Genomic DNA, 21,471 nt, shown 5'->3' with positions numbered 1-21,471 from the left:
TCTATCCACAACCTCAAAGCTGTACTTTGAGCAACCTGCGGCTAGCTTCCTAGTTTGCTCTTTGATTTTCATTGACTATAAAATGGTTTTAATTCTTTTTTTCAAATCTGGCACCACTTCTGACTCAAACCAAGGATTTTTGGCCATCCAGATTTGATTTCGTGGTGAGGGGTGAACTAGTGGAAAATAGGTTGGCAGATAGTCTTTATAGTGTTTCACCCTCTCCGTTACCTTCCCACTGATTTTCTCCTGTAAATAGTAGGCTTGGGCATATTGCCCAATCAAGAGGGTTAACTGAATATCAGGCAATTCCTGTAAGAGCTGCGGATGCCATTTTTCTGCAAAACCAGTTCGCGGTGGCAGGTCGCCTGACTTACCATGCCCTGGAAAGTAGAAATCCATAGGCAAAACAGCAAAATAACCTGAATTGTAAAAGGCATCTTCATCCACACCTAGCCAGTCTCTCAGGCGGTCACCACTCTTATCCTTCCAGTAAAGGCCTGCCTCCTGTGTTTTAAGCCCCGGTGCTTGACCGATGATATTGATGCGAGCAGTCTTTGGTGCTGCAAAAGAGGCTCGATGCCACGCTCTGTATAGCTAGCATTCTGCGGATCCGCCATGATAGCCTGCTTGATTCTTTCAATTTGAGACATCTACTTTCCCTCCAAAAAGAAGTCCAAGCATACAATCTCAGACTTCTATCGTTTTATTTGATCAATTCATAAATAGCTTCGGCATAGATTGCTGCTGCTCGGAAGAGATCATCCAAGGCGATAAATTCATTGGCTTGGTGCATGGTGTCAATTGAGTCTGGGAACATAGCACCATAGGCAACTCCGCGCTCTAACAAGCGACCAAAGGTTCCACCACCGATAACTTGCTCGTGACCTTTAAGGCCAGTTTGTTTTTCATAAACATTCAACAAGGTTTGCACAAGTGGATCTTCCATTGGCACATAGTGAGGCGTATGACCATGTTCAGAAAGGCTAACAGAAGCAACCGGCAAGTTTTCAAGGATTGACTTGATTTGCTCTGGACTTGTTCCTTTTGGATAGCGGATATTAAGGGCAATGGTATTATCAGCGCTTGTTTCATCAAAGCGGAAGACGCCTGCATTCATAGAAAGAGCACCCATCTTTTCATCCACATGAGCAATCTTGAGACTTTCACCTTCATGGTCGTTCAATAGAATTTTTCCAGCGATGTCAAGGTAGTCTTTTGCTGGACCAGCAAAGTCAAACTGGCTAAGGAAGAGGGCTAGGTAAGTCGCACCATTGATACCTGAAGCAGGCATAGCACCGTGGGCTGATTTACCAATGATCGTCACCTTGTATTGACCATTTTCTTCTTGAAATTCTCCTCTAAGTTTGTGTTCTGCAACAAAGGCATCTAGTTTAGCTTGCAAGTCAGCCAAATCTCCTGAAACAACAGCTGTTGCTGATTCAGGCACCATGTTTTCACGTAAACCACCTGTGAAGCTGTGAAGACGAGCTGCACCTGTATTTTCTCCTGCAAAGTGAAGGTATTCCGTGATATTTCCTTTTTCACCATTGATGATAGGGAATTCAGCGTCTGGAGAGAAACCGAAGTCTGGTTTGGCAAGTCCTACGTGCTCGAAGTAGTAGTCCATGTCTGCCCAGCCTGATTCTTCGTCTGTTCCGACGATGAAGCGAACTTTTTTAGAAGTTGGAAGGCCCAATTCTTTGATGATTTTCAAACCATAGTAACAAGCTGTTGTAGGTCCCTTGTCATCTGAAGCACCACGCGCATAAAGGCGACCGTCTTTGATAGTCGGTGTGTAAGGATCTGTGTCCCAACCGCTACCAGCTGGCACCACGTCCATGTGAGCAAAGATTCCGAGAACTTCTTCTCCATCACCAAACTCAAAATGTCCTGCGTAGTTGTCAACATTTTTAGTTGGGTAGCCATCGCGGTCTGCGATTTCAAGGAATTTTTCCAAAGCTTTGACCGGCCCAGGCCCAAATGGATGCTCAGCATCAACTTTGCTGTCATCACGTTCTGAGTTGATTTCCAAAAGGCTAAACAAGTCAGCCAAGAGGTCTTCTTTGCGTTTTTCTACTTCTGCTGTAAAATCAATTGCTGTCATTTTTTCTTCTTTCTATCTTTTCTCGATGATTTCATCTACTGGCAAGCGGTAGCTTGGTTCCAATTTGTCGTCTGTGTAACCCACTGTGATCAAGAGTTCTGGGCGGAAACGGTCTTCGATTTCCAAAACTTCATTAACTTTTGATTTGTCAAAACCAAGGATAATATTGGAACCAATTCCTTGGTCTGTAAGAGCGAGAACCAAGTTCATAGCAACCAAACCTGCATTGAGTGCTAGGTAGTCGCTGACTTGTTGTTCATTGTAGCGTGCAAATTCAGCAGGCAAATTCTTCATAAAATATTGAAGTTGCTCTTCAGAAAAGTTATTAGCACCACCAACACGAGCAATCTTACGAGCGCGTTTAGCCAAATCTGTGTCTGTAAAGAGGGCAATGGTTACAGGCGCTGATGATACCTGTTCAAAGTTTGAACCGTAAGCCAATTTTGCTAGTTCGGCATTTTTCTCACGCACCACTACAAATTTCCAAGGCTGGCTGTTGTGGGCACTTGGTGCCAAGGTTGCAATTTCGATAGCCGTACGCACATCTTTTGGATCCACTGGCTTATCAGTGAAATGCTTAGTCGCATGACGTTTTTTATTTAATTCAAGAAATTTCATAATCGATTTCCTTTTCTAATTCTACTGCTTCCATTCTACCATAATTTGAAAGAGCTTGCAGGGATTTTTCATGATTAAGTTTTTTTATTACAGCCATAAAAAATATATATTGGTTCATCAAGAAAGTTTCTGATAAACTAGCAAGTACTTTACATTTGAATGGAGACATTATGAAAAAATTCAGCCTATTACTAGCCATCATCCCCTTTTTAGTTGCCTGTGGGAATCAATCCACACCCAAAGAGACTAATTCTCAAAAGGCAATCGTCGTTGCTACAGCTGGCGATGTGCCACCATTTGACTACGAAGATAAAGGCAATCTGACAGGATTCGATATTGAAGTTCTAAAGGCAGTGGATGAAAAACTCAGCGACTACGAGATTCAATTCCAAAGAACTGCCTGGGAGAGCATCTTCCCAGGACTTGATTCTGGTCACTATCAGGCTGCGGCAAATAACTTGAGTTACACAAAAGAGCGTGCTGAAAAATACCTCTACTCACTTCCAATTTCAAACAATCCCCTCGTCCTTGTCAGCAACAAGAAAAATCCTCTGACTTCACTTGACCAAATCGCTGGCAAAACAACACAAGAAGATACTGGAACTTCAAACGCTCAATTCATCAATAACTGGAATCAAAAACACCCTGACAATCCTGCTACTATCGATTTTTCTGGTGAAGATATCGGTAAACGAATCCTAGACCTTGCTAACGGAGAGTTTGATTTCCTAGTTTTTGACAAGGTATCCGTTCAAAAGATTATCAAGGACCGTGACTTAAACCTCTCAGTCGTTGATTTACCTTCTGCCGATAGCCCCAACAACTATATCGTTTTCTCAAGCGACCAAAAAGAGTTTAAAGATAAATTTGATAAAGCGCTCAAAGAACTCTACCAAGACGGAACCCTTGAAAAACTCAGTAATACCTATCTAGGGGGTTCTTATCTTCCAGATCAATCTCAGTTACAATAATACTCTTCGAATATCTCTTCAAACCACGTCAGCTTTATCTGCAACCTCAAAGCTGTGCTTTGAGCAACCTACGGCTAGCTTCCTAGTTTGCTCTTTGATTTTCATTGAGTATAAGATATATTAAAAACGATTGGGCCAGCCAATCGTTTTTAGTTTGCATTGGTTATTTTAGGAAACTTTTACAAAAAATCAAAATAATCTTTCACATCCTCTACATACCCATGCTTTTCTATTAAGCTGGCTAAGAGTTCCAGATTGTGTCCCTGATAGTTATCTTCACGACGTAGTTCTTCATACATTTCGATAAAGGGAAGCCCCTTGGACTTGGCCAGTTCTAACTCCGCTTCATAGTCATAAGCGACTTTACGAAATAGGATATTTACCAATTCCCCATCTTCAACTTCTATCACGACATACTGGGCACGGTGATTTTTTAACGCCTCCCAATTAAAATAGGGCATGCCAATCGACCCTGGATTGATGATTTGTTGCCCTTGACTGCCATAACGAAGCAACTGCTTGTGAACATGACCATAGACTGCCACGTCCGTTTCCTCATCGAGGAGTTGGTCAAATTTCTCTGTATCATTCTCAACTAGCAAGTCACCACCATAGTTCTTATTTGGCAAATTATGAGAGATAGAAAAGCGCAATCCGTCAATTTCTTTCTTTTCCAGCAAAGGCAAGCTTCGTAGCCAGACAATCGTTGCAGGATCCATTTGATCCATCAAAAACTGGGTCATGCGCATTGACTGGATTTCTTTCGGATGTTCCAAACCATATTCGCCATCCAAGGCCTCAAGGACACGATCATCCCAATTGCCTCGAACACTGGTTGTGATAGGAAGGTCCTTTAGCAGGGCGACTAAGTCATTTGCGCCTGGACCAGGAAGAAAAATATCTCCCAGAAGCCAATATTCACTGGCCCCTTGATTTTTAGCATCTGCAATCACTGCTTCTAGCGCCGTCGCATTGCCATGAATATCTGATAAAATTGCGATTTTATGGTTCATGATGGTCTCCTTCTGTTTGGTATTCTACACTTTCTTCCGCCACTTGAGGCAAGACTTCTGCCTCCTGCGGATTCAACTTCCTCTGAACTGCTTCTGCTACTGCTCTTGGTACTCCGACTTCGACAATCTCATCCACACTTGCTTCCTTGATTTTGGTCAGAGACTTGAAGTGCCTCATGAGATTTTGCTTGCGTTTAGATCCCAGACCGTCAATCCCATCCAATTGTGATGAAAAGGAATTTTTAGAGCGCAGTTGGCGGTGGAAAGTGATAGCAAAGCGGTGCACCTCATCTTGAATGCGTTGAAGGAGGAAAAATTCTTGAGAATTACGAGACAAGTCCACCACTTCCAGCGGATCTCCAAAGAGCAATTCATGGGTTTGGTGCTTATCATTCTTTTGCAGACCTGCAATTGGAATATCCAAACCTAGTTCCTCTTGGATGACTTGCTTGGCGATATTGACTTGCCCTTGTCCCCCATCAATGACAATCAAATCTGGAGGAGTCAAACCTTCTCGTTGTACTCGACCATAACGTCTGCGAATAACCTCACGCATACTGGCATAGTCGTCTGGTCCAACGACAGTCTTGATTTTATACTTACGATAATCTTTTTTACTTGGTTTGCCGTTGACAAAGACCACCATAGCTGAAACAGGACTAGTCCCCATGATGTTGGAATTATCGAAGGACTCGATGCGAACTGGAGTCGGAATTTGGAGCAAACGTCCTAGATTTTCAATAGCTCCTTGGGTCTTTTCGACTGATTTTTCTAGCAGGTTAAATTTCTGCTCCAGACTAACGCGTGCATTTTTTATAGCTAAATTGACCAGCTGCTTTTTCTCTCCACGTTGAGGCTTAAGAATCTTGGAATCCACCAAAGCCTTGACAGCTTCTTGGTCAATATCCTGCGGAATCAGTACCTCATTGGGAACTAGATGAGATTTTTCTTGATAGAATTGTCCCACATAGGTCAAGAAGTCCTCATCCGGATCGTTGTAGTAGGGAAAAAGATTGACATCGCGCTCAATGAGCTTGCCCTGACGAACAAAGAAAACCTGAACACACATCCATCCCTTGTCCACATAGTAGCCAAAGACATCGCGATTTTGGAGATCCTTAGCCATAACCCGTTGCTTGGTTCGAAGCGTTCCAATAGCCTGAATCAGGTCACGATATTCCGCCGCACGTTCAAACTCCATAGTCTGAGCCGCCGCTGCCATTTTGCCCTTGAGGTTATCAATGATTTTATCATCTTGCCCTTTCAGAAAATCAGAAACCTCCTGAGCCATAGACTTGAAATAGTCCTCATCCTTCTTACAGATGGTGTGGCTCATGCATTGGCCGATATGGTAGTAAAAACAGACCTTAGACGGTGGATTGGTACACTTACGAAAAGGGAAAATCCGATCCAGTAGTCGCTTGATTTCATTGGCCGCCCCCACATCTGGATAGGGACCAAAGTAGAGACCTCCGTCCTTCTTGACCTGACGAGTGATAATCAAGCGTGGATAGCGCTCATTAGTGATTTTGATGAAGGGATAGGACTTGTCATCCTTGAGCATGATATTGTATTTAGGCTTATTTTCCTTGATCAGGTTGATTTCTAGGAGAAGTGCCTCAATATTAGACTCCGTAACGATAAATTCAAAATCTACAATTTCAGACACCAAAGCCTCTGTTTTGGTATCATGACTTCCACGGAAATAGGACCGCACGCGGTTACGCAGATTTTTAGCCTTTCCTACATAGATAATGGTGCCGTTTTTATCCTTGTGAATGTAACAACCAGGGCTGGTCGGCAAGAGCTCTAGTTTTGATTTAATCAAGTTGTTCATAATTCCATTATAGCAAAAAAGTAGGGAAAAATAGTCCCCTACTCATTGGTCTCATATAATTTTCGAAGTCTTTCAACATCCTCTTCCTGGATACCATAAAAAGAACCTGCTGGTTGCATGACAGACTTCTCATCTGTATGATCCAAGCCAATCGCATGCCCCAACTCATGTTCTGCCGTATGGACAAGGCGCTCATAGGAATAGCCATAGTCAGGATTGGACAGATAATAATGATTCAAGCGCACCGTTACGGATAAGAATTGCCCTGTTAAGAGATTAGTTTGACTTTCCGCCTCTCCTGCCACAGGAGTGCCTCCGTCGTTCATCTCCGTAGCCGTAATATCCGCCTTACTAGACTCAGTCACGAGTTCAAAGTTAAAAGCACCAGTTTGATTCCAGTTCTGAATTGCTTCTAAATACGCCTCTTGAAAGCGTGAATCCATCTGGGGATCCAAGTAAATACGAGCAGAATCCTGCGGCCACCTTCCTTCAGAATGCTGGTGGCTATCAGTCTGGCTTAACTTAGGCAGTTGCCCTGTTTTTCCCCATTGGTCGATACTTTGTTGACCAATCTTTACTGACCGTTCTGCTTGCTTTAGCGCTCCTTGAAAATCCCCGTTCAGATACCAGAGAAGACCGAAAGCAAGAGCACATAAGAGCACAACTATCCAAACCAGGCGCCAAAACAAACGCCACACAAAAGAAAAGAAAGCCCCTATCAAACGAAAAAGCCAGCGCATGTCCCTCCACCTTTCTAGCAAATAAAGTCTATTTTACTAAAAGAAGCTAAAAGAAAGCTAAATACTGGCTTTTTCATCTTAACGTCCTACTATTTTTTTGAGTAATTGAATAGCTTTGTATTTTAAAGGCGATGGATGGTAACGGAAAGTACCTGCTTTGCGTACAATATAGCCATTAAAATTCTGTTTAAAACGCAAAACACCATCACTACCATCAAAAATCCCTTGAATGCCTAGGAAGTTGTATTTAGGTATTCCACGTTTTATGCTTTCCAACATAACATATTTTTGAAGCAGTGCAGGGGCATAGAACTTATTAAATTCAGTGTAGGAACCACTAAAGAGGTAAGTCGTTTCCTGAGGCATATAAACAAATAAACTCCCAGCTAAAACAATATCTTCTTCCCCATATTTTTCAATCAAGTCTCGCGCTTCTGCTTTTCGAACTTCAAACGTTTCAAATTGACTAGAATATTCTCTCAGTTGATTTTGTTTTTTCTCAGAATGAGGATTTTTACTCAAATCAAGTCGCAACTTGTCCAAGATTTCTTCTAGTTTACTTTGTTCACCTTGCAATTTGCTCATATAGTCCGAAAAATTTAAGCTTGCTATGAGAAACTCCGCTTGTTCTCCAAAAGCATCATAAAAATGCTCATAGTATTCTAAACTTTTATCACTATATTCTCTACGTTCAGAGGTCTCTTTTGTGATGTTCTTAAAAATCGATAGTTCTTCACGTTTTAACTTTTTCAATCGAATGCCAAAGGTTTCAGCCTTTTTCACCGAGGGTTTTCCCTTTTTGCTAAAACTTTTAAGCAAATTCTTTTCAGTTAATTCAGTCAAATCTTTATAGTATAACCAATCTGGTTCTCCACCTGGATACCCTGTCGTCAATCCATCAAATTGATAACCTAAATCAGTTAAATCTTGAATGATACTTTTTTTCTCAGCATCTATCGGATTACCTTGGCTATCAAAAGTTTGATAAGTTTCATAAGGTTTTACAAGCAACTCTAATACACCATTTTGCTTGGCATATTCTTTTAACTCTTCATAAAAAACTGGAAGGACATCTTGTTGGGTATAAATCGGCCCCGAATTGAGCTCCATATGCAGACCACCCAGCATGGGCAAGCTATAAACCAGAGCTGCAACTTGAATTTCTCCTTCTTGTTTCAAAGCAAGATAAACAATTCGAGCCCCTCTTTTTTCTAACAACTCCCCCATCTGGATCGATTGCATAAAGGAACGAGAAGAAACCTGACCAGAATAAGCTTGAAACTCTTCTTTCGTGAGTGTAATTAGTGCCATATACTTACTTTCTATGTTTTTTTCTTAATGTTTTACGGAAATCAAGAGCAAGTCTTAACAGAGGATAGAGAAGATGGGTAGGCATTGTAAATTCACCCAAATATTCTTCAATCGTTGGATTAAAATTAGCTTTAAAACGATAGAGTCCACCATCTAAAGCATTCTCGACGCCTCCTAAATTTTGCCATAAAATGCCACGTTCAAAGGAATATCGAGCCGTCTCATACCAAGTCAAAATAGGAGCTTTATAACGTCTAAAATCTTCATCCATTCCTGCGTATAGATTGACAGAAGTTTGTCCGAATTCTAAAGTCAAGGTAGCCGCTAAGGGAACTCTTGCTTGACCTGCATCCATATATTCCTGCAGGAAAGTCAATTCCTCTAACAAACGTTCTTTTTCCTTCTTCTGCGCTTCTACTTTTGAAGTGCGAGTCGACTCAGTAAAGGTCTCTTCCAAGGCTCTGTTTTTCGCTAACTGTTCTTCTAATTCTTGCGAACGTTTAGAGACATCCAAGGTTGCCAAGGTGATATAGGCCTTGTCCTTAAAATTATCTAATAACTTTTTATAATAGGCTTCATTCCTCAAATGAATCTCTTTCCGCTTCTCGGTTTTTTTCATCAAAAAGGAAAAAGACTCCAATAATTCAGTTCCACCAAATTGAATCTCTACCCCCTTATTCCGTGCTGTTCGAATAGCCTGTTTTGTTGACTTGGAAAGTTTATCTTCTTCAAAATTTTCCTTGTATATTTTCGCCTGAATACGAGGTTGAATGGTGTCTCCCATTTCCTCTGTTTTTCCTGACCACCTTACTCCCATTTGTTGCAAACTATCAATAATAGCCAGATTTTCAGGATATTCTGTCTTTTCCTGATTGATTAAACTTTGAGACAGGCAAATACTTGGGTCAAAAGTCACAAAAATAGCTCTCTTACTGCGAGCATAGGACTTAATAGACTGAATGACAAAACTCAAAAGTTCTGTATCCCCATAATCCAATATAGGTCCTCTTGGGATGTAAAACATTTTATAGCCTAGCGGAAGAGTTCTAATCAAAATACTAGCTGTCGCCAGTAATTCTTCTTCCCTGTAAACACCAAACTTCTCATGTTCCCAGTCAGACTTCACTTCTTCCCAAGCGCTACTTTGTAATACATTGGCTAATTCATGGTCTTTGACAAACTGATCATATTCTAATGCGGGAATGCCAATTTGATAACGGTACATTTCCTACTCTCTTTCCTCCAGTATCTTATTACTATTCTACTACTTTCGTTTGAAAAGTCTAGTGAAAACATATTTTATTTTAGTCCTACTCCCCCTATGCTGAAGTTCAAACTAAGTCAATCTCTCTTCTAATTTGAAATCAATCGGTAGGGTTGCTAAGAACCGTTCCAATTGTTTTTCCCAATAATACCACTCGTGAGTTCCAGTGCTATGGCTATAGGTCACATCAAAACCTAATTTTTTGAGATTTTTCACTGCTAGATTATTGGCTTCATACAAGAAATCCTGTTCGCCACACCACGCCCAAAGTTTGGTCTTTTTATCCGATTTTTTAGCCAGACTTTCAAGAGAATAGGGACTAGTTGTCCAGTCTCTAATCTCTCCAAAAACACCTCTCCAGTAGGCTGGACTTCCCAGATTTTGGCTCTCAGGAGAAAAATTTTGAAAGCTGAGAGCACCTGAAAAACTAGCTGCATGAGAAAAACGATTTGTCGCAAGAGCCAATTTGAAACAGCCGTAGCCTCCCATGGAGAGACCAGCGATAAAGGTCTTTTCACGCTTACTGGTCATATTAGGGAAGAAGCGTTTCAAAACCTGTGGCAATTCCTCTGCTAGAGCCGTGTAGTAGTCAAAACCATATTGGGTATCGGTGTACCAACCGTTGCTGGTATTAGGCATAACAACAATGAGATTAGTAGCTCGAAGCAAGCGTTCTACATTGGTCCGCTTGAGCCAACTATTATGATTGCCAGACATCCCGTGCAAGAGGTACAAGACGGGAATATCTTCACAATCTGGTTCTTCCACTCGATTGGCATCGGGGTAGAGGACATTCACTCCCCACTCCATATCCAAAACTTGTGAGTAATACTCGATTTTCATTACTGCCATGATTTTCTCCTTCTATTTTCCGATAAGAAAAAGCCGAAACTAGACTTTATCTTTACTTATTTCAATGATTATTTTGCTTCCATGACTACTGGTAGAATAGCTGGACGACGCTTAGTTTGATCAAAGAGATACTTGGTCAGATTATCCCGAACCTTGCCTTTAAGATCTGCCCAGTCAAAGTCATCTCCTTGAAGATAGTCTTCTACCGTTTTGTTAATCAATTCTGAACTTTCACGGAGAATATCGCGGCTCTTCTTGAGATAAACAAATCCACGCGTGTGAACACGGGCCTTGGCCACAATTTTCTTCTCACGACGGTTAACGGTGATTGCGACGATGAAAATACCGTCCTCTGACAAGACCTTACGGTCACGAAGAACCACATTACCAACATCACCAATGGCATTCCCGTCAATCAAGACATCCCCTGCTGAAACCGCACCAGCTGGGACAAAGTCCCCATTCTCATAAGCCATGCTGGTTCCCTTTTTAGGGATGAAAATGCGTTCTGGCAACATCCCAACTGCCATAGCAGCCTTAGCATGGGCATCCAACTCACGGTATTCCCCTTGAATCGGGAAGAGATACTTGGGTTGCAAGAGATTAATCATCAACTGCAAATCACGCGCATTTCCATGTCCTGACACACGTAAGCTTTGGGTGATCAATTTGACAACACCGCCAGCTTGGTAAATCATGTTTTCCACACGCGCAACGAAGGCTTCTTTAGCAATAGACGGAGCCGTAGCAATATAGACCAGGTCCCCATCCTTGATTTCTACATAACGATGGCGACCAATCGACATCTTACGAAGTCCATTGATAGGTTCACCCATACGACCTGTCTCAAGAATAATCAACTCATGGTCTTCAAAGCGAGACATATCTTTCGGCTTAATCAAGAGAATTTCGTTGGCTAAAGACAACTTCTTGAGACGAATCGCTGTGCGGACGATATTTTCAATATCAAATCCTGTCAAGACGATACGTCGACCTGTTTTATCCGCAGCGTCAAAAATCTGCTGGATACGAGAAAGGTTACTGGAAACAGCTGCAACGATGATACGACCTTCCCAGTCAGCAATGGTTTGGGTAATTTCATCTCTAACTTCACTTTCACTAGCCACCTGAATATTGCTGTCCGCATTGGCCGAATCACTGAGGAGAGCCAGGACGCCGTCACGACCGATTTCTGCCAAACGAGCGAAGTCTGTCGCATAGGATTCACTAGCTGTCTGGTCAAATTTGAAGTCACCTGTATAAACGATGCTACCTTCAGCTGTCTTCAAGACAATTCCCAGGCTCTCTGGAACGGAGTAAGTCGTAGGGAAGAAGGAAACCACTGTCCCACCAAAATCAATCTCCGTATCTTCATCAATAACATGAAAATCATTAAATTTCTTGACTGCGTCATTTCCTTTGACAAAGAGCTTTGCCAACTCAATGGTCAACTCAGAGCCAAATACAGGTACCTTGGCTTCAGCCAAGAGATAAGGCAGAGCACCAATAGCATCTGCATGTCCGTGAGTTAAAAATACCCCAGCAATTCGATCTTTATTTTCAAAAAGGTAGTCCATCTTTGGAATCACCACATCGACCCCTAATTGTTCATTTTCGGGATATTTTAACCCTGCATTCAAAACAAAAATGGACTCTCCAATTTCAGCAATGTACATATTTTTCCCATTTTCACGTACACCACCAAGTGTTGTTAAACTAATATTACTCATTTTTCCTCCAAAATCTTAGTTTATCTTGATTATAGGGTTGCTTACCCTCTTATTCTAAAAGCACTATTACTGTTAGCCGAATCTTTTCCTACCATTATACCATTTTTTTGATGATTTTCAAAATGAAGATTTGTTTTCAAAAAAGAGCTGGTTGCCCAACTCTTTCCTAACTTCTACTCTTTTTCCATCAAAAAATCATAAATTTCTTGCACGGTACCCAGGACCATCATTTCTTGGTCTTTGACAGTTTGTTTGAGATTTTGATAAATCTGACTTTCTCCTATCTCTCGCTTTGGCGCTTCTTTATTGACTGTCATGACACCATCTTTGATGGTCACAAAGCCTAGTTCTTCAAATACTTGAATCATCTTGACCAGCAAGATTTGTTGAATATTGAGATAAGTAGCCAAATCCTTCAGCTTATAGCGAATATCAAACTCTGGGAACTGGTAAATAGTCTTATACAATTTGGCAAATTGCTCTCTGGTCCCATACCCTGTCAGATAGTAGGCCTTGTCAATATCATTTTTGAAATAGACAGCAGAGAAATGCTGTTCCTGAAAAATGGTCTTCAGCTGAGTAATATCCTCAGGAACGGTTTTCACGACAACCGCTTCACTAGCCGCCAGATTCGGCAGTTCTCCATCAAAATCCAAGACTGGAACTCCCTCTGGTAATACTGCATTCTTCCCACGAATGTTAAAAAGTTGAACACCTTCCACACGCACATCCACCATCATCAACTGGAGGGCAGTTTGGCCATTCCATTGATTGACAGACAATTTGACTGCCAACTCTAGATTCTTGGTTTGAGCAAATTCTGTTGCCCATCTACCTTGTCCAAAGGCTACCACTTCAAAACTCGCCTCACCCTTGGAAATTTTCAGCTTGAGATGGGCGTTGCCTGCACCCATAGTACGGGCACTTTCGACCTGAAAATTCTTGATATAAAAGACAGGTTTCTGATTGTCCATTCCAAAAGGTGCCAAGCGCTCAAAGTTCTTGACTGTTTCAAGACTCAAAGTCTCCAAATCCAACTCTTCATCTAGGTTTAACTTATTCTTGCCACCAGCATCTGCGCCTTTTTCACGGACATAATCTTCCAAAACCTGAGATAAATCTGAAAGTTTCTCAACTTCCAGCGTCATTCCTGCAGCGCCAGCATGACCTCCAAAGGCGATGAAGAGGTCTCGATGAGGATCCAGAGCCTCAAAAATATCGACCGCTTCCACACTACGAGCACTGCCCTTAGCACGACCGTCTTCTATATTAAGAACAATAACTGTCTGCCCTAGTTCTTCCAACAAACGACCAGCCACGATACCCAGAACCCCAGGATTCCAGCCTTCCTTGGCCAAGACTTGGACCTTCTTCTCAGGGTCCACCATGGTCTTAGTTTCTTCATAGATAGACTGGACAATTTCCTTGCGCTCTTCATTTTTCTGATGAATCATAAGGGCAATCTCGTGAGCCTCCTCATCATCAAAGCCAGTCAACAAATCAATGGCTGGATTAGGATCATCCAAGCGGCCCAAGGCATTCAAACGAGGGGCAATCTGGAAACCAACCGTTTCTTCTGTTACTTCGTTGGCAGCAATCCCAGCCATATCCAGCATTTCTTGTAAACCAATGCGCTGAGTATGTCCCAACATTTCCAGACCATACTGAACCAAGATACGGTTCTCATCTGTCAAACTAACCATATCAGCAATGGTACCAATAGCGACCAAATCAAGCAATTCCACTTGTACTTCTTCTAACAGGGCACAAGCCAACTTGAAAGCAACTCCACAACCAGCCAAATATTTGAAAGGATAGTCCGCATCCGGATGTTCAGGATGAACGATGGCATAGGCATCTGGTAGGGTTTCAGGCATGGAATGGTGGTCAGTCACAATGACATCTACTCCCATAGACTGAGCCAATGCAATAGCCTCATGACCAACAACCCCATTGTCCACCGTCACAATCAAGGAAATCCCTTCTTGCTCGATAAAGTATTTATAAACACTAGCATTAGGGCCATAGCCATCGGTAAAACGATTTGGCAGGTAAACTCGGCACTCAGCACCAAGTTGTTCCAAACTTTCCTTCACAATCGAAGCCGAAGTCATGCCATCCGCATCGTAGTCTCCATAAACGAGAATATTTTCCCCTTCTTCAATGGCCTGACGAATCCGTTCCACTGCCTTGTCCATATCATGGAGCAGATAAGGGTCATGCAAATTCTCCAAGGAAGGTTCTAAAAACTTCTTCAGACTTTCTTGGTCCTGAATCCCTCTCTCAAACAATAACCGAGCCACCTCAGGACCCAGTCCAGCCTTCTTGGCTATCTTTGTAAAATCCGCATCTTCTACCTGCGGGGCAAACTGCCATTCATAAGTAGGTGTTATCAAAAAGACATCCACTCTTTCTAAGAATTCTATTGCTTCATTATAACATGATTTAGACGTTTTCTCTATCCAGATTGCTTTTTTATAAAATTTTAGTGAATTTTTTCAGATATGATTTGACAAGACAAATCTTTTGGTGCAGAATCATGTTATAAAATCTAATGCAAAGGAGACTCCTTATGGCTTTAGTAGAATTTGAACACGTCGAAAAATATTACGGAAACTACCACGCACTCCGCGACATCAATCTCCGTTTTGAAAAAGGACAAGTCGTTGTCCTACTCGGACCATCTGGTTCTGGAAAATCCACTCTTATCCGCACCATCAATGGTTTGGAGGCTGTTGACAAGGGGAAGTCTTCTAGTCAATGGCCACCAAGTTGCTGGTGCCAGCCAGAAAGATTTGGTGCCTCTTCGTAAGGAAGTCGGCATGGTTTTCCAGCATTTTAACCTCTATCCGCATAAAACAGTGTTAGAAAACGTAACACTCGCACCCATAAAAGTTCTAGGAATTGATAAAAAAGAAGCTGAAAAAACAGCTCAAAAATATCTGGAATTTGTAAATATGTGGGATAAAAAAGATTCTTATCCAGCCATGCTGTCTGGTGGACAAAAGCAACGGATTGTCATTGCACGTGGACTCGCTATGCATCCTGAGCTTCTTCTCTTTGATGAACCAACATCTGCTCTTGACCCTGAAACCATCGGCGATGTTCTAGCGGTTATGCAAAAATTGGCCCACGATGGTATGAATATGATTGTCGTTACCCATGAAATGGGCTTTGCCCGTGAAGTTGCCGACCGCATCATTCTCCCTCCTTTGACCAACCAAATTGTCAACCTCATCAAGAACACCTCAACAGTCGCTATCATCTCTGGAGTGGACTTGATGTTTGTGACCAAGTCTTGGTCAGCACTTAACGGAAACTACATTCCAGCCTTTCTAGGCGCTGCCCTTCTCTACTTTTCTCTATGCTTCCCTGTTGCCCAGTTTGGTCACAAGATGGAACAAGCTAATAAAAAAGCCTATTCACTTTAGGAGGTTACTATGGAATCCATTTTAGAAGTTTTGACCCCAGATAACCTAGTCTTTATCTTTAAAGGATTTGGCTTGACCCTCTACATTTCTCTGATTGCCATCGTCCTCTCTACCCTTATCGGTACGGTGCTAGCTGTCATGAGAAATGGCAAAAATCCTGTCTTGCGCATTATTTCCAGCATTTATATCGAATTTGTGCGCAACGTTCCCAACCTTCTCTGGATCTTTACTATCTTTTTAATTTTCAAGATGAAATCCACTCCAGCAGGAATCACTGCCTTCACACTCTTTACATCAGCGGCTTTAGCTGAGATTATCCGAGGCGGTCTCAATGCCGTAGCCAAGGGGCAGTACGAAGCAGGAATGTCACAAGGCTTCACTTCAGCCCAAATCCTCTACTACATCATTCTCCCACAAGCCATTCGTAAAATGCTGCCAGCCATCATTTCTCAGTTTGTAACCGTGATTAAGGATACCAGTCTCCTCTACTCTGTTATCGCCCTACAAGAACTCTTTGGAGCCAGCCAAATTCTCATGGGCCGTTATTTCGAACCAGAGCAGGTCTTCAGTCTTTATATACTGATTGCCCTCATCTACTTCAGCTTTAACCTAGCCATTTCTAGCCTGTCTCATATGCTAGCCAAACGTTGGCAACAAGCTGCAGAATAATACTCTTCGAAAATCTCTTCAAACCACGTCAGCTTCACCTTGCCGTATGTATGGTTACTGACTTCGTCAGTTTCATCTACAACCTCAAAACGGTGTTTTGAGCAGCCTGCGGGCTAGCTTCCTAGTTTGCTCTTTGATTTTCATTGAGTATAAACAGCCACTCTCCAGTTCAATTGGAGAGTTTTTTATAAGAACAGAGATTTACACACCTAGATTTGACACCATACATTTTCTATGATAAAATGTAACAAATTCATTTACAACAAATCGAAATCTAAATGAAATGGAATTTTCTATGAAATCAATCAAAGGACTACTCTTTATCATAGCTAGTTTTATCTTGACTCTTTTGACTTGGATGAACACTTCTCCCCAATTCATGATTCCAGGACTAGCTTTAACAAGCCTATCTCTGACTTTTATCCTAGCCACTCGTCTCCCACTACTAGAAAGCTGGTTTCACGGTTTGGAGAAGGTCTACACCGTCCACAAATTCACAGCCTTTCTCTCAATCATCCTACTAATCTTTCATAACTTTAGTATGGGCGGTTTGTGGGGCTCTCGCTTAGCTGCTCAGTTTGGTAATCTTGCCATCTATATCTTTGCCAGCATCATCCTTGTCGCCTATTTAGGCAAATACATCCAATACGAAGCTTGGCGATGGATTCACCGCCTGGTTTACCTAGCCTATATTTTAGGACTCTTTCACATCTACATGATAATGGGCAATCGTCTCCTTACATTTAATCTTCTAAGTTTTCTTGTTGGTAGCTATGCCCTTTTAGGCTTACTAGCTGGTTTTTATATCATTTTTCTATATCAAAAGATTTCCTTCCCCTATCTAGGGAAAATTACCCATCTCAAACGCTTAAATCACGATACTAGAGAAATTCAAATCCATCTTAGCAGACCTTTCAACTATCAATCAGGACAATTTGCCTTTCTAAAGATTTTCCAAGAAGGCTTTGAAAGTGCTCCGCATCCCTTTTCTATCTCAGGAGGTCATGGCCAAACTCTTTACTTTACTGTTAAAAATTCAGGCGACCATACCAATAATATCTATGATAATCTTCAAGCCGGCAGCAAAGTAACCCTAGACAGAGCTTACGGACACATGATCATAGAAGAAGGACGAGAAAATCAGGTTTGGATTGCTGGAGGTATTGGGATCACCCCCTTCATCTCTTACATCCGTGAACATCCTATTTTAGATAAACAGGTTCACTTCTACTATAGCTTCCGTGGAGATGAAAATGCAGTCTACCTAGATTTACTCCGTAACTATGCTCAGAAAAATCCTAATTTTGAACTCCATCTAATCGACAGTACGAAAGACGGCTATCTTAATTTTGAACAAAAAGAAGTGCCCAAACATGCAACCGTCTATATGTGTGGTCCCCTTTCTATGATGAAGACACTTGCCAAACAGATTAAGAAACAAAATCCAAAAGCAGAGCTTATTTACGAAGGATTCAAGTTCAAATAAGTACTCATACTCTCCTGGGATTCCCCAGGAGAGTTTTTTATAGCCAAATGAAATAAGACCAGAGCGATGAAATTTTGGAATTCAAATCAATTGATAAGAATGTTTTATAGTGGAATGAAATAGGATACGAACAAATTGATTAGGAAAATCAAATGAATTTATAGAAATATTTTAGCAGTTATATTGTCCTGTTCTAGTTTCAAAACGCTATAGAAGCAGCATTGTGCTAGTCTAGATTCAGTTTACTATACTAAAACGAGTAGCTTGAAATCAAAAAACCCACCCTCACAGGCAGGTTTTATCTGTATTATTCAGCTAGATTATGCTTTACCTTCTGAACCGAATACGTCGATACGTTCTTCAACCGATGCTTGGATAGCTTTTACACCGTCAGCCAAGAATTTACGTGGGTCGAAGAGTTTTTTCTTATCGTATTCTGCTTCGTTTGCTTCGTAGTCACGAGCAAATTTACGAGTTGCGTTAGCGAATGCGATTTGGCATTCTGTGTTAACGTTAACTTTGGCAACACCAAGTTTGATAGCTGCTTGGATTTGCTCATCAGGAATACCTGAACCACCGTGCAATACGATTGGGAATCCTGGAAGAGCTTCTGTCAATTTTTGCAAGTGGTCAAGGTCAAGACCTTCCCAGTTTGCTGGGTAAGGACCGTGGATGTTACCGATACCAGCTGCCAAGAAGTCGATACCAGTTTCAACCATTGCTTTAGCGTCTTCGATTGGAGCCAATTCACCTTTACCGATGATTCCGTCTTCTTCACCACCGATAGTACCAACTTCAGCTTCTACTGAGATACCTTTAGCGTGTGCTTTTTCAACAACTTCTTTAGCCAATTTAAGGTTTTCTTCAACTGGAAGGTGTGAACCGTCAAACATGATTGAAGTGTAACCAACTTCGATACACTCAAGTGCATCTTCGTAGTGGCCGTGGTCAAGGTGGATAGCTACTGGTACAGTGATACCCATTGATTCAACAAGGTTAGCGATCAAGTTGCGAGCAACTTTGTAACCACCCATGTATTTAGCAGCACCCATTGAAGTTTGGATCAAAACTGGAGCTTTTTTAGCTTCTGCTGCGCGCAAGATAGCTTGAGTCCACTCAAGGTTGTTTGTGTTAAATCCACCAACTGCATAACCGTTGTCACGAGCTGCTTGGACAAATTTTTCTGCTGAAACGATTGCCATTTTATCAGGCCTCCTGTATATTTTTATGGGTCACCCCATTTACATTGTTCATTTTATCACTTTTTGACAAAAAAATCTAGTTTTTCCCGTAGTTTCGATTTAATTTCTTCTAGCTTCATCCATGTAAACCCTTTCTATCTCTAGTCTTGGGCGACTTTTGGAAAAGCTATGAAGAAGGTTAAACGATTCTCCTCCATCTCGAAATGATAAGCTAATTTTTCATGTTCCAATAGACTCTTGACCACAAAGAGTCCCATCCCAGGCCCTTTGGGCTTGCGACTAGCATTATCAGAAAAAGACTGGGCTAGTTTTTCTTGTTCTTCTGAGCTACAGCTATTCTCGATAAAGAGTTCCCCTTCTCTTTCTCCAATGCCAACCAAGCCACCTGGAACAGAGTGCTTGATGGCATTGCTGATGAGATTAGAAAGAATCAACTTCATAACTGATGGGTTTAGATAAGCCTGCTGATGGGTCAAACTATTGTCAATCTGGAGCTCTCTTTCCTTGGCGAGCAAGGCATAATCCTTAACCAGACTTTGTGTCATCTGGAGGAGGTCAATTTCTTCCCTATCATCTCGCAACTCCTGCACAGAAGAGAGGGAAAGTATCTGCAGAACATGGTGATTGAGTTCATCCACAATCCCCAAGGCAACTCCCAGATACTGGTCTCTATCCTTATAACGACCGATATTCTCTTTCATGTTTTCGATCAGGATTTTCAAACTAGCCAGCGGTGTTTTCAGTTCATGAGAAGCCCCTCGTAGGAATTCGACCTTCATCTTCTCCAGCTGGAGAATGGCTTCATTCTTGTCATGCAAGTCTGCAATGACAGTCAAAAGATGCTGGTAGAGGCTATTGATTTGTTCCTTGAGATCACCAATCTCATCCCTAGAATCCACGCGCAATCGCACTTGGGAATCCAGTTCCATCATTCTACGAGTCACCCGTTTGATTTCCAAGATCGGGGCAACAATGGTCCGAGCATAGATGTAGGCCACCAAGAGGGAAATTAGAAAGGATGCCAGCAAGGTATAGGGAAGAAATTGGAGACTGATTTGCTCTGCTTCCTTTTGCAAATCCATAGAAACCAGAAACTGGAGAGTCATGGTGCTACCATCTTGCGTTGTCACCTCACGCTCCTCAATAAAGAGAGAGGTGGTCTGACGGTCCGTATCCAGAGGAATGCTGTCCTTGACTTCTAACTTGTCCTCTGTCATCTCGCCCTTAACGCCCCCCTTGATATCACTAGTCTGGGAATACAGCTCTAACACTTGCTCGATGCTCTGCCTATCCTTTCCTTCTAGGGACTTGGCAATAGCTGTCGCTTTCTGGCCAATGGTTTCCTGACGATGACTCAGATAAGTCGAGGGAAATAGAAAATAAATAGCTAAATGAAGGCAGATAACCAGAACACTAAATATCGAGAAGGTATAGATAAATATCTTTGTAAATAAACCTGTTCGTCTCATTTTCGCTCCAATTTATAACCAACATTGCGCACAGTGAGGATGCAGTCCAAGTCTAGCTTTTTCCGCAATTCCTTGATATAAACATCAATGACACGGTCAAAGGGAACCTCATCTGTCGCTTTCCAGACGGCATCGATTATCTGAGACCGAGTCAAGGCCCGGCCTTCATTTTTCACCAGATAGTCCAGAATTTCCAACTCTTTGGCATTGATAAGCACTTCTTGACCTGCTAGACTGGCACTGTAGCTCTCAAAATCCACCCTGGCATCTTTATAAGAGAAGATTCGTCCTGTATCGTAGTATCTCTTGAAAATTGCATCCACCCTCACTTTTAAGAGGGAGAGGGAGAAGGGCTTTTCCAGATAGCCATCTGCCAGAGAAGCAAAGGCACTCATCTTGTATTCCTCATCCTGAAAGGCGGTCAGCATCAAGACAGGAACCTGACTGGTTTTACGAATCTCAGCTAGGACTTCTAGACCATTGAGCTTGGGCATCTGGATATCTAGTAAAATCAAGGCTACTTCATAGCTGGAAAATTTTTCTAAGGCTTCTTGCCCATCTGCAGCCTCAAGGGTTTCATAGCCACAATCCGTCAAATAATCACTGACCCCCTCACGGATCATCTCTTCATCTTCTACAATTAAAATTTTCATACTTTAACTGCTCTCTATTTTTTATTTTTCTTATACTCAATAAAAATCAAAAAGCAAACTAGGAAGCTAGCCGCAGGTTGCTCAAAGCACTGCTTTGAGGTTGTAGATAAGACTGACG

The 21,471-nt window shown here is 41.9% G+C and carries 16 protein-coding genes and 2 pseudogenes; 4 read left to right on the top strand and 14 right to left on the bottom strand.

Annotation, left to right across the window (positions count from 1 at the left end; all coding sequences use genetic code 11):
* Positions 1-75: 75 nt before the first annotated feature.
* From B4W83_RS02010 to B4W83_RS02000, 3 genes and pseudogenes are all read right to left on the bottom strand, one after another.
* Positions 76-653: pseudogene (locus B4W83_RS02010) on the bottom strand (uracil-DNA glycosylase family protein).
* Positions 654-706: 53 nt separating this feature from the next.
* Positions 707-2,107, bottom strand: coding sequence for a dipeptidase PepV (gene pepV, locus B4W83_RS02005; protein ID WP_000125065.1), 1,401 nt, complete (start codon positions 2,105-2,107; stop codon positions 707-709).
* A gap of 12 nt (positions 2,108-2,119) precedes the next feature.
* On the bottom strand, positions 2,120-2,725 hold the full coding sequence (locus tag B4W83_RS02000; RefSeq protein ID WP_000670162.1) for a nitroreductase family protein: 606 nt from the start codon (positions 2,723-2,725) through the stop codon (positions 2,120-2,122).
* 170 nt (positions 2,726-2,895) lie between these two features.
* On the opposite strand from B4W83_RS02000, the gene B4W83_RS01990 reads away from it, so the two are divergent.
* The gene (locus B4W83_RS01990; RefSeq protein WP_000714611.1) at positions 2,896-3,696 is read left to right on the top strand and encodes an amino acid ABC transporter substrate-binding protein; all 801 of its coding nucleotides are present in this window, start codon (positions 2,896-2,898) and stop codon (positions 3,694-3,696) included.
* Between the two features lie 179 nt (positions 3,697-3,875).
* Here B4W83_RS01990 and B4W83_RS01985 read toward each other — a convergent pair whose 3' ends face one another.
* From B4W83_RS01985 to recJ, 8 genes are all read right to left on the bottom strand, one after another.
* Positions 3,876-4,709, bottom strand: a complete 834-nt coding sequence (locus B4W83_RS01985; protein ID WP_001015744.1) for a metallophosphoesterase family protein — start codon at positions 4,707-4,709, stop codon at positions 3,876-3,878.
* Positions 4,699-6,546 (bottom strand): excinuclease ABC subunit UvrC, encoded by a 1,848-nt coding sequence (uvrC, locus tag B4W83_RS01980; RefSeq protein ID WP_001061162.1) that lies wholly within the window; start codon positions 6,544-6,546, stop codon positions 4,699-4,701. Before uvrC ends, B4W83_RS01985 begins: the two co-directional genes overlap by 11 nt.
* 38 nt (positions 6,547-6,584) lie before the next feature.
* Positions 6,585-7,286, bottom strand: coding sequence for a M57 family metalloprotease (locus B4W83_RS01975; RefSeq protein WP_001267402.1), 702 nt, complete (start codon positions 7,284-7,286; stop codon positions 6,585-6,587).
* Between the two features lie 78 nt (positions 7,287-7,364).
* On the bottom strand, positions 7,365-8,597 hold the full coding sequence (gene murN, locus B4W83_RS01970; protein WP_001174050.1) for a peptidoglycan bridge formation alanyltransferase MurN: 1,233 nt from the start codon (positions 8,595-8,597) through the stop codon (positions 7,365-7,367).
* Between the two features lie 4 nt (positions 8,598-8,601).
* Entirely contained in the window at positions 8,602-9,822 is a 1,221-nt protein-coding gene (gene murM, locus B4W83_RS01965; protein WP_000286543.1) for a peptidoglycan bridge formation alanyltransferase MurM, read from the bottom strand.
* Positions 9,823-9,933: 111 nt separating this feature from the next.
* Positions 9,934-10,713, bottom strand: coding sequence for an alpha/beta hydrolase (locus B4W83_RS01960; protein WP_000290005.1), 780 nt, complete (start codon positions 10,711-10,713; stop codon positions 9,934-9,936).
* Between the two features lie 68 nt (positions 10,714-10,781).
* Positions 10,782-12,443 carry a ribonuclease J gene (locus B4W83_RS01955; RefSeq protein WP_000065628.1) on the bottom strand — a complete coding sequence of 554 codons (1,662 nt, stop codon included), beginning with the start codon at positions 12,441-12,443 and terminating at the stop codon, positions 10,782-10,784.
* Between the two features lie 173 nt (positions 12,444-12,616).
* Complete coding sequence (gene recJ, locus B4W83_RS01950; protein ID WP_000632601.1) at positions 12,617-14,839, bottom strand: single-stranded-DNA-specific exonuclease RecJ; 2,223 nt, start codon at positions 14,837-14,839, stop codon at positions 12,617-12,619.
* A 176-nt stretch (positions 14,840-15,015) separates the two neighbouring features.
* Here recJ and B4W83_RS13225 point away from each other — a divergent pair.
* The 3 genes and pseudogenes from B4W83_RS13225 to B4W83_RS01920 form a co-directional block, all read left to right on the top strand.
* Positions 15,016-15,646 (top strand): annotated as a pseudogene (locus tag B4W83_RS13225) (amino acid ABC transporter ATP-binding protein); the annotation flags it as partial.
* A 237-nt stretch (positions 15,647-15,883) separates the two neighbouring features.
* Positions 15,884-16,543 carry an amino acid ABC transporter permease gene (locus B4W83_RS01935; protein ID WP_000443886.1) on the top strand — a complete coding sequence of 220 codons (660 nt, stop codon included), beginning with the start codon at positions 15,884-15,886 and terminating at the stop codon, positions 16,541-16,543.
* A 295-nt stretch (positions 16,544-16,838) separates the two neighbouring features.
* A complete protein-coding gene (locus B4W83_RS01920) occupies positions 16,839-18,029 on the top strand; it encodes a ferredoxin reductase family protein (protein WP_000835818.1) in 1,191 nt (396 codons plus the stop codon).
* A 320-nt stretch (positions 18,030-18,349) separates the two neighbouring features.
* Here B4W83_RS01920 and B4W83_RS01915 read toward each other — a convergent pair whose 3' ends face one another.
* The 3 genes from B4W83_RS01915 to vncR form a co-directional block, all read right to left on the bottom strand.
* Positions 18,350-19,231, bottom strand: a complete 882-nt coding sequence (locus B4W83_RS01915; RefSeq protein WP_001019001.1) for a class II fructose-bisphosphate aldolase — start codon at positions 19,229-19,231, stop codon at positions 18,350-18,352.
* Between the two features lie 140 nt (positions 19,232-19,371).
* The gene (gene vncS, locus B4W83_RS01910; protein ID WP_001254965.1) at positions 19,372-20,700 is read right to left on the bottom strand and encodes a sensor histidine kinase VncS; all 1,329 of its coding nucleotides are present in this window, start codon (positions 20,698-20,700) and stop codon (positions 19,372-19,374) included.
* Positions 20,697-21,353, bottom strand: coding sequence for a response regulator transcription factor VncR (gene vncR / locus B4W83_RS01905; RefSeq protein ID WP_000697964.1), 657 nt, complete (start codon positions 21,351-21,353; stop codon positions 20,697-20,699). The genes vncS and vncR overlap by 4 nt, the downstream gene beginning before the upstream one ends.
* Positions 21,354-21,471 lie beyond the last annotated feature (118 nt).

This window comes from Streptococcus pseudopneumoniae ATCC BAA-960 = CCUG 49455, assembly GCF_002087075.1.
GTDB classification, from domain to species: domain Bacteria; phylum Bacillota; class Bacilli; order Lactobacillales; family Streptococcaceae; genus Streptococcus; species Streptococcus pseudopneumoniae.
Note: the sequence above shows the minus strand (reverse complement) of the source record. Positions and strands in the feature narration are given on the sequence as shown.

Coding starts and splice junctions, on each gene's coding strand:
- B4W83_RS02000 (WP_000670162.1), bottom strand. CDS start 2,725: ATGAAATTTCTTGAATTAAATAAAAAACGTCATGCGACTAAGCATTTC.
- vncR (WP_000697964.1), bottom strand. CDS start 21,353: ATGAAAATTTTAATTGTAGAAGATGAAGAGATGATCCGTGAGGGGGTC.
- vncS (WP_001254965.1), bottom strand. CDS start 20,700: ATGAGACGAACAGGTTTATTTACAAAGATATTTATCTATACCTTCTCG.
- murM (WP_000286543.1), bottom strand. CDS start 9,822: ATGTACCGTTATCAAATTGGCATTCCCGCATTAGAATATGATCAGTTT.
- pepV (WP_000125065.1), bottom strand. CDS start 2,107: ATGACAGCAATTGATTTTACAGCAGAAGTAGAAAAACGCAAAGAAGAC.
- murN (WP_001174050.1), bottom strand. CDS start 8,597: ATGGCACTAATTACACTCACGAAAGAAGAGTTTCAAGCTTATTCTGGT.
- B4W83_RS01975 (WP_001267402.1), bottom strand. CDS start 7,286: ATGCGCTGGCTTTTTCGTTTGATAGGGGCTTTCTTTTCTTTTGTGTGG.
- B4W83_RS01985 (WP_001015744.1), bottom strand. CDS start 4,709: ATGAACCATAAAATCGCAATTTTATCAGATATTCATGGCAATGCGACG.
- B4W83_RS01955 (WP_000065628.1), bottom strand. CDS start 12,443: ATGAGTAATATTAGTTTAACAACACTTGGTGGTGTACGTGAAAATGGG.
- uvrC (WP_001061162.1), bottom strand. CDS start 6,546: ATGAACAACTTGATTAAATCAAAACTAGAGCTCTTGCCGACCAGCCCT.
- B4W83_RS01920 (WP_000835818.1), top strand. CDS start 16,839: ATGAAATCAATCAAAGGACTACTCTTTATCATAGCTAGTTTTATCTTG.
- B4W83_RS01935 (WP_000443886.1), top strand. CDS start 15,884: ATGGAATCCATTTTAGAAGTTTTGACCCCAGATAACCTAGTCTTTATC.
- B4W83_RS01915 (WP_001019001.1), bottom strand. CDS start 19,231: ATGGCAATCGTTTCAGCAGAAAAATTTGTCCAAGCAGCTCGTGACAAC.
- B4W83_RS01960 (WP_000290005.1), bottom strand. CDS start 10,713: ATGGCAGTAATGAAAATCGAGTATTACTCACAAGTTTTGGATATGGAG.
- B4W83_RS01990 (WP_000714611.1), top strand. CDS start 2,896: ATGAAAAAATTCAGCCTATTACTAGCCATCATCCCCTTTTTAGTTGCC.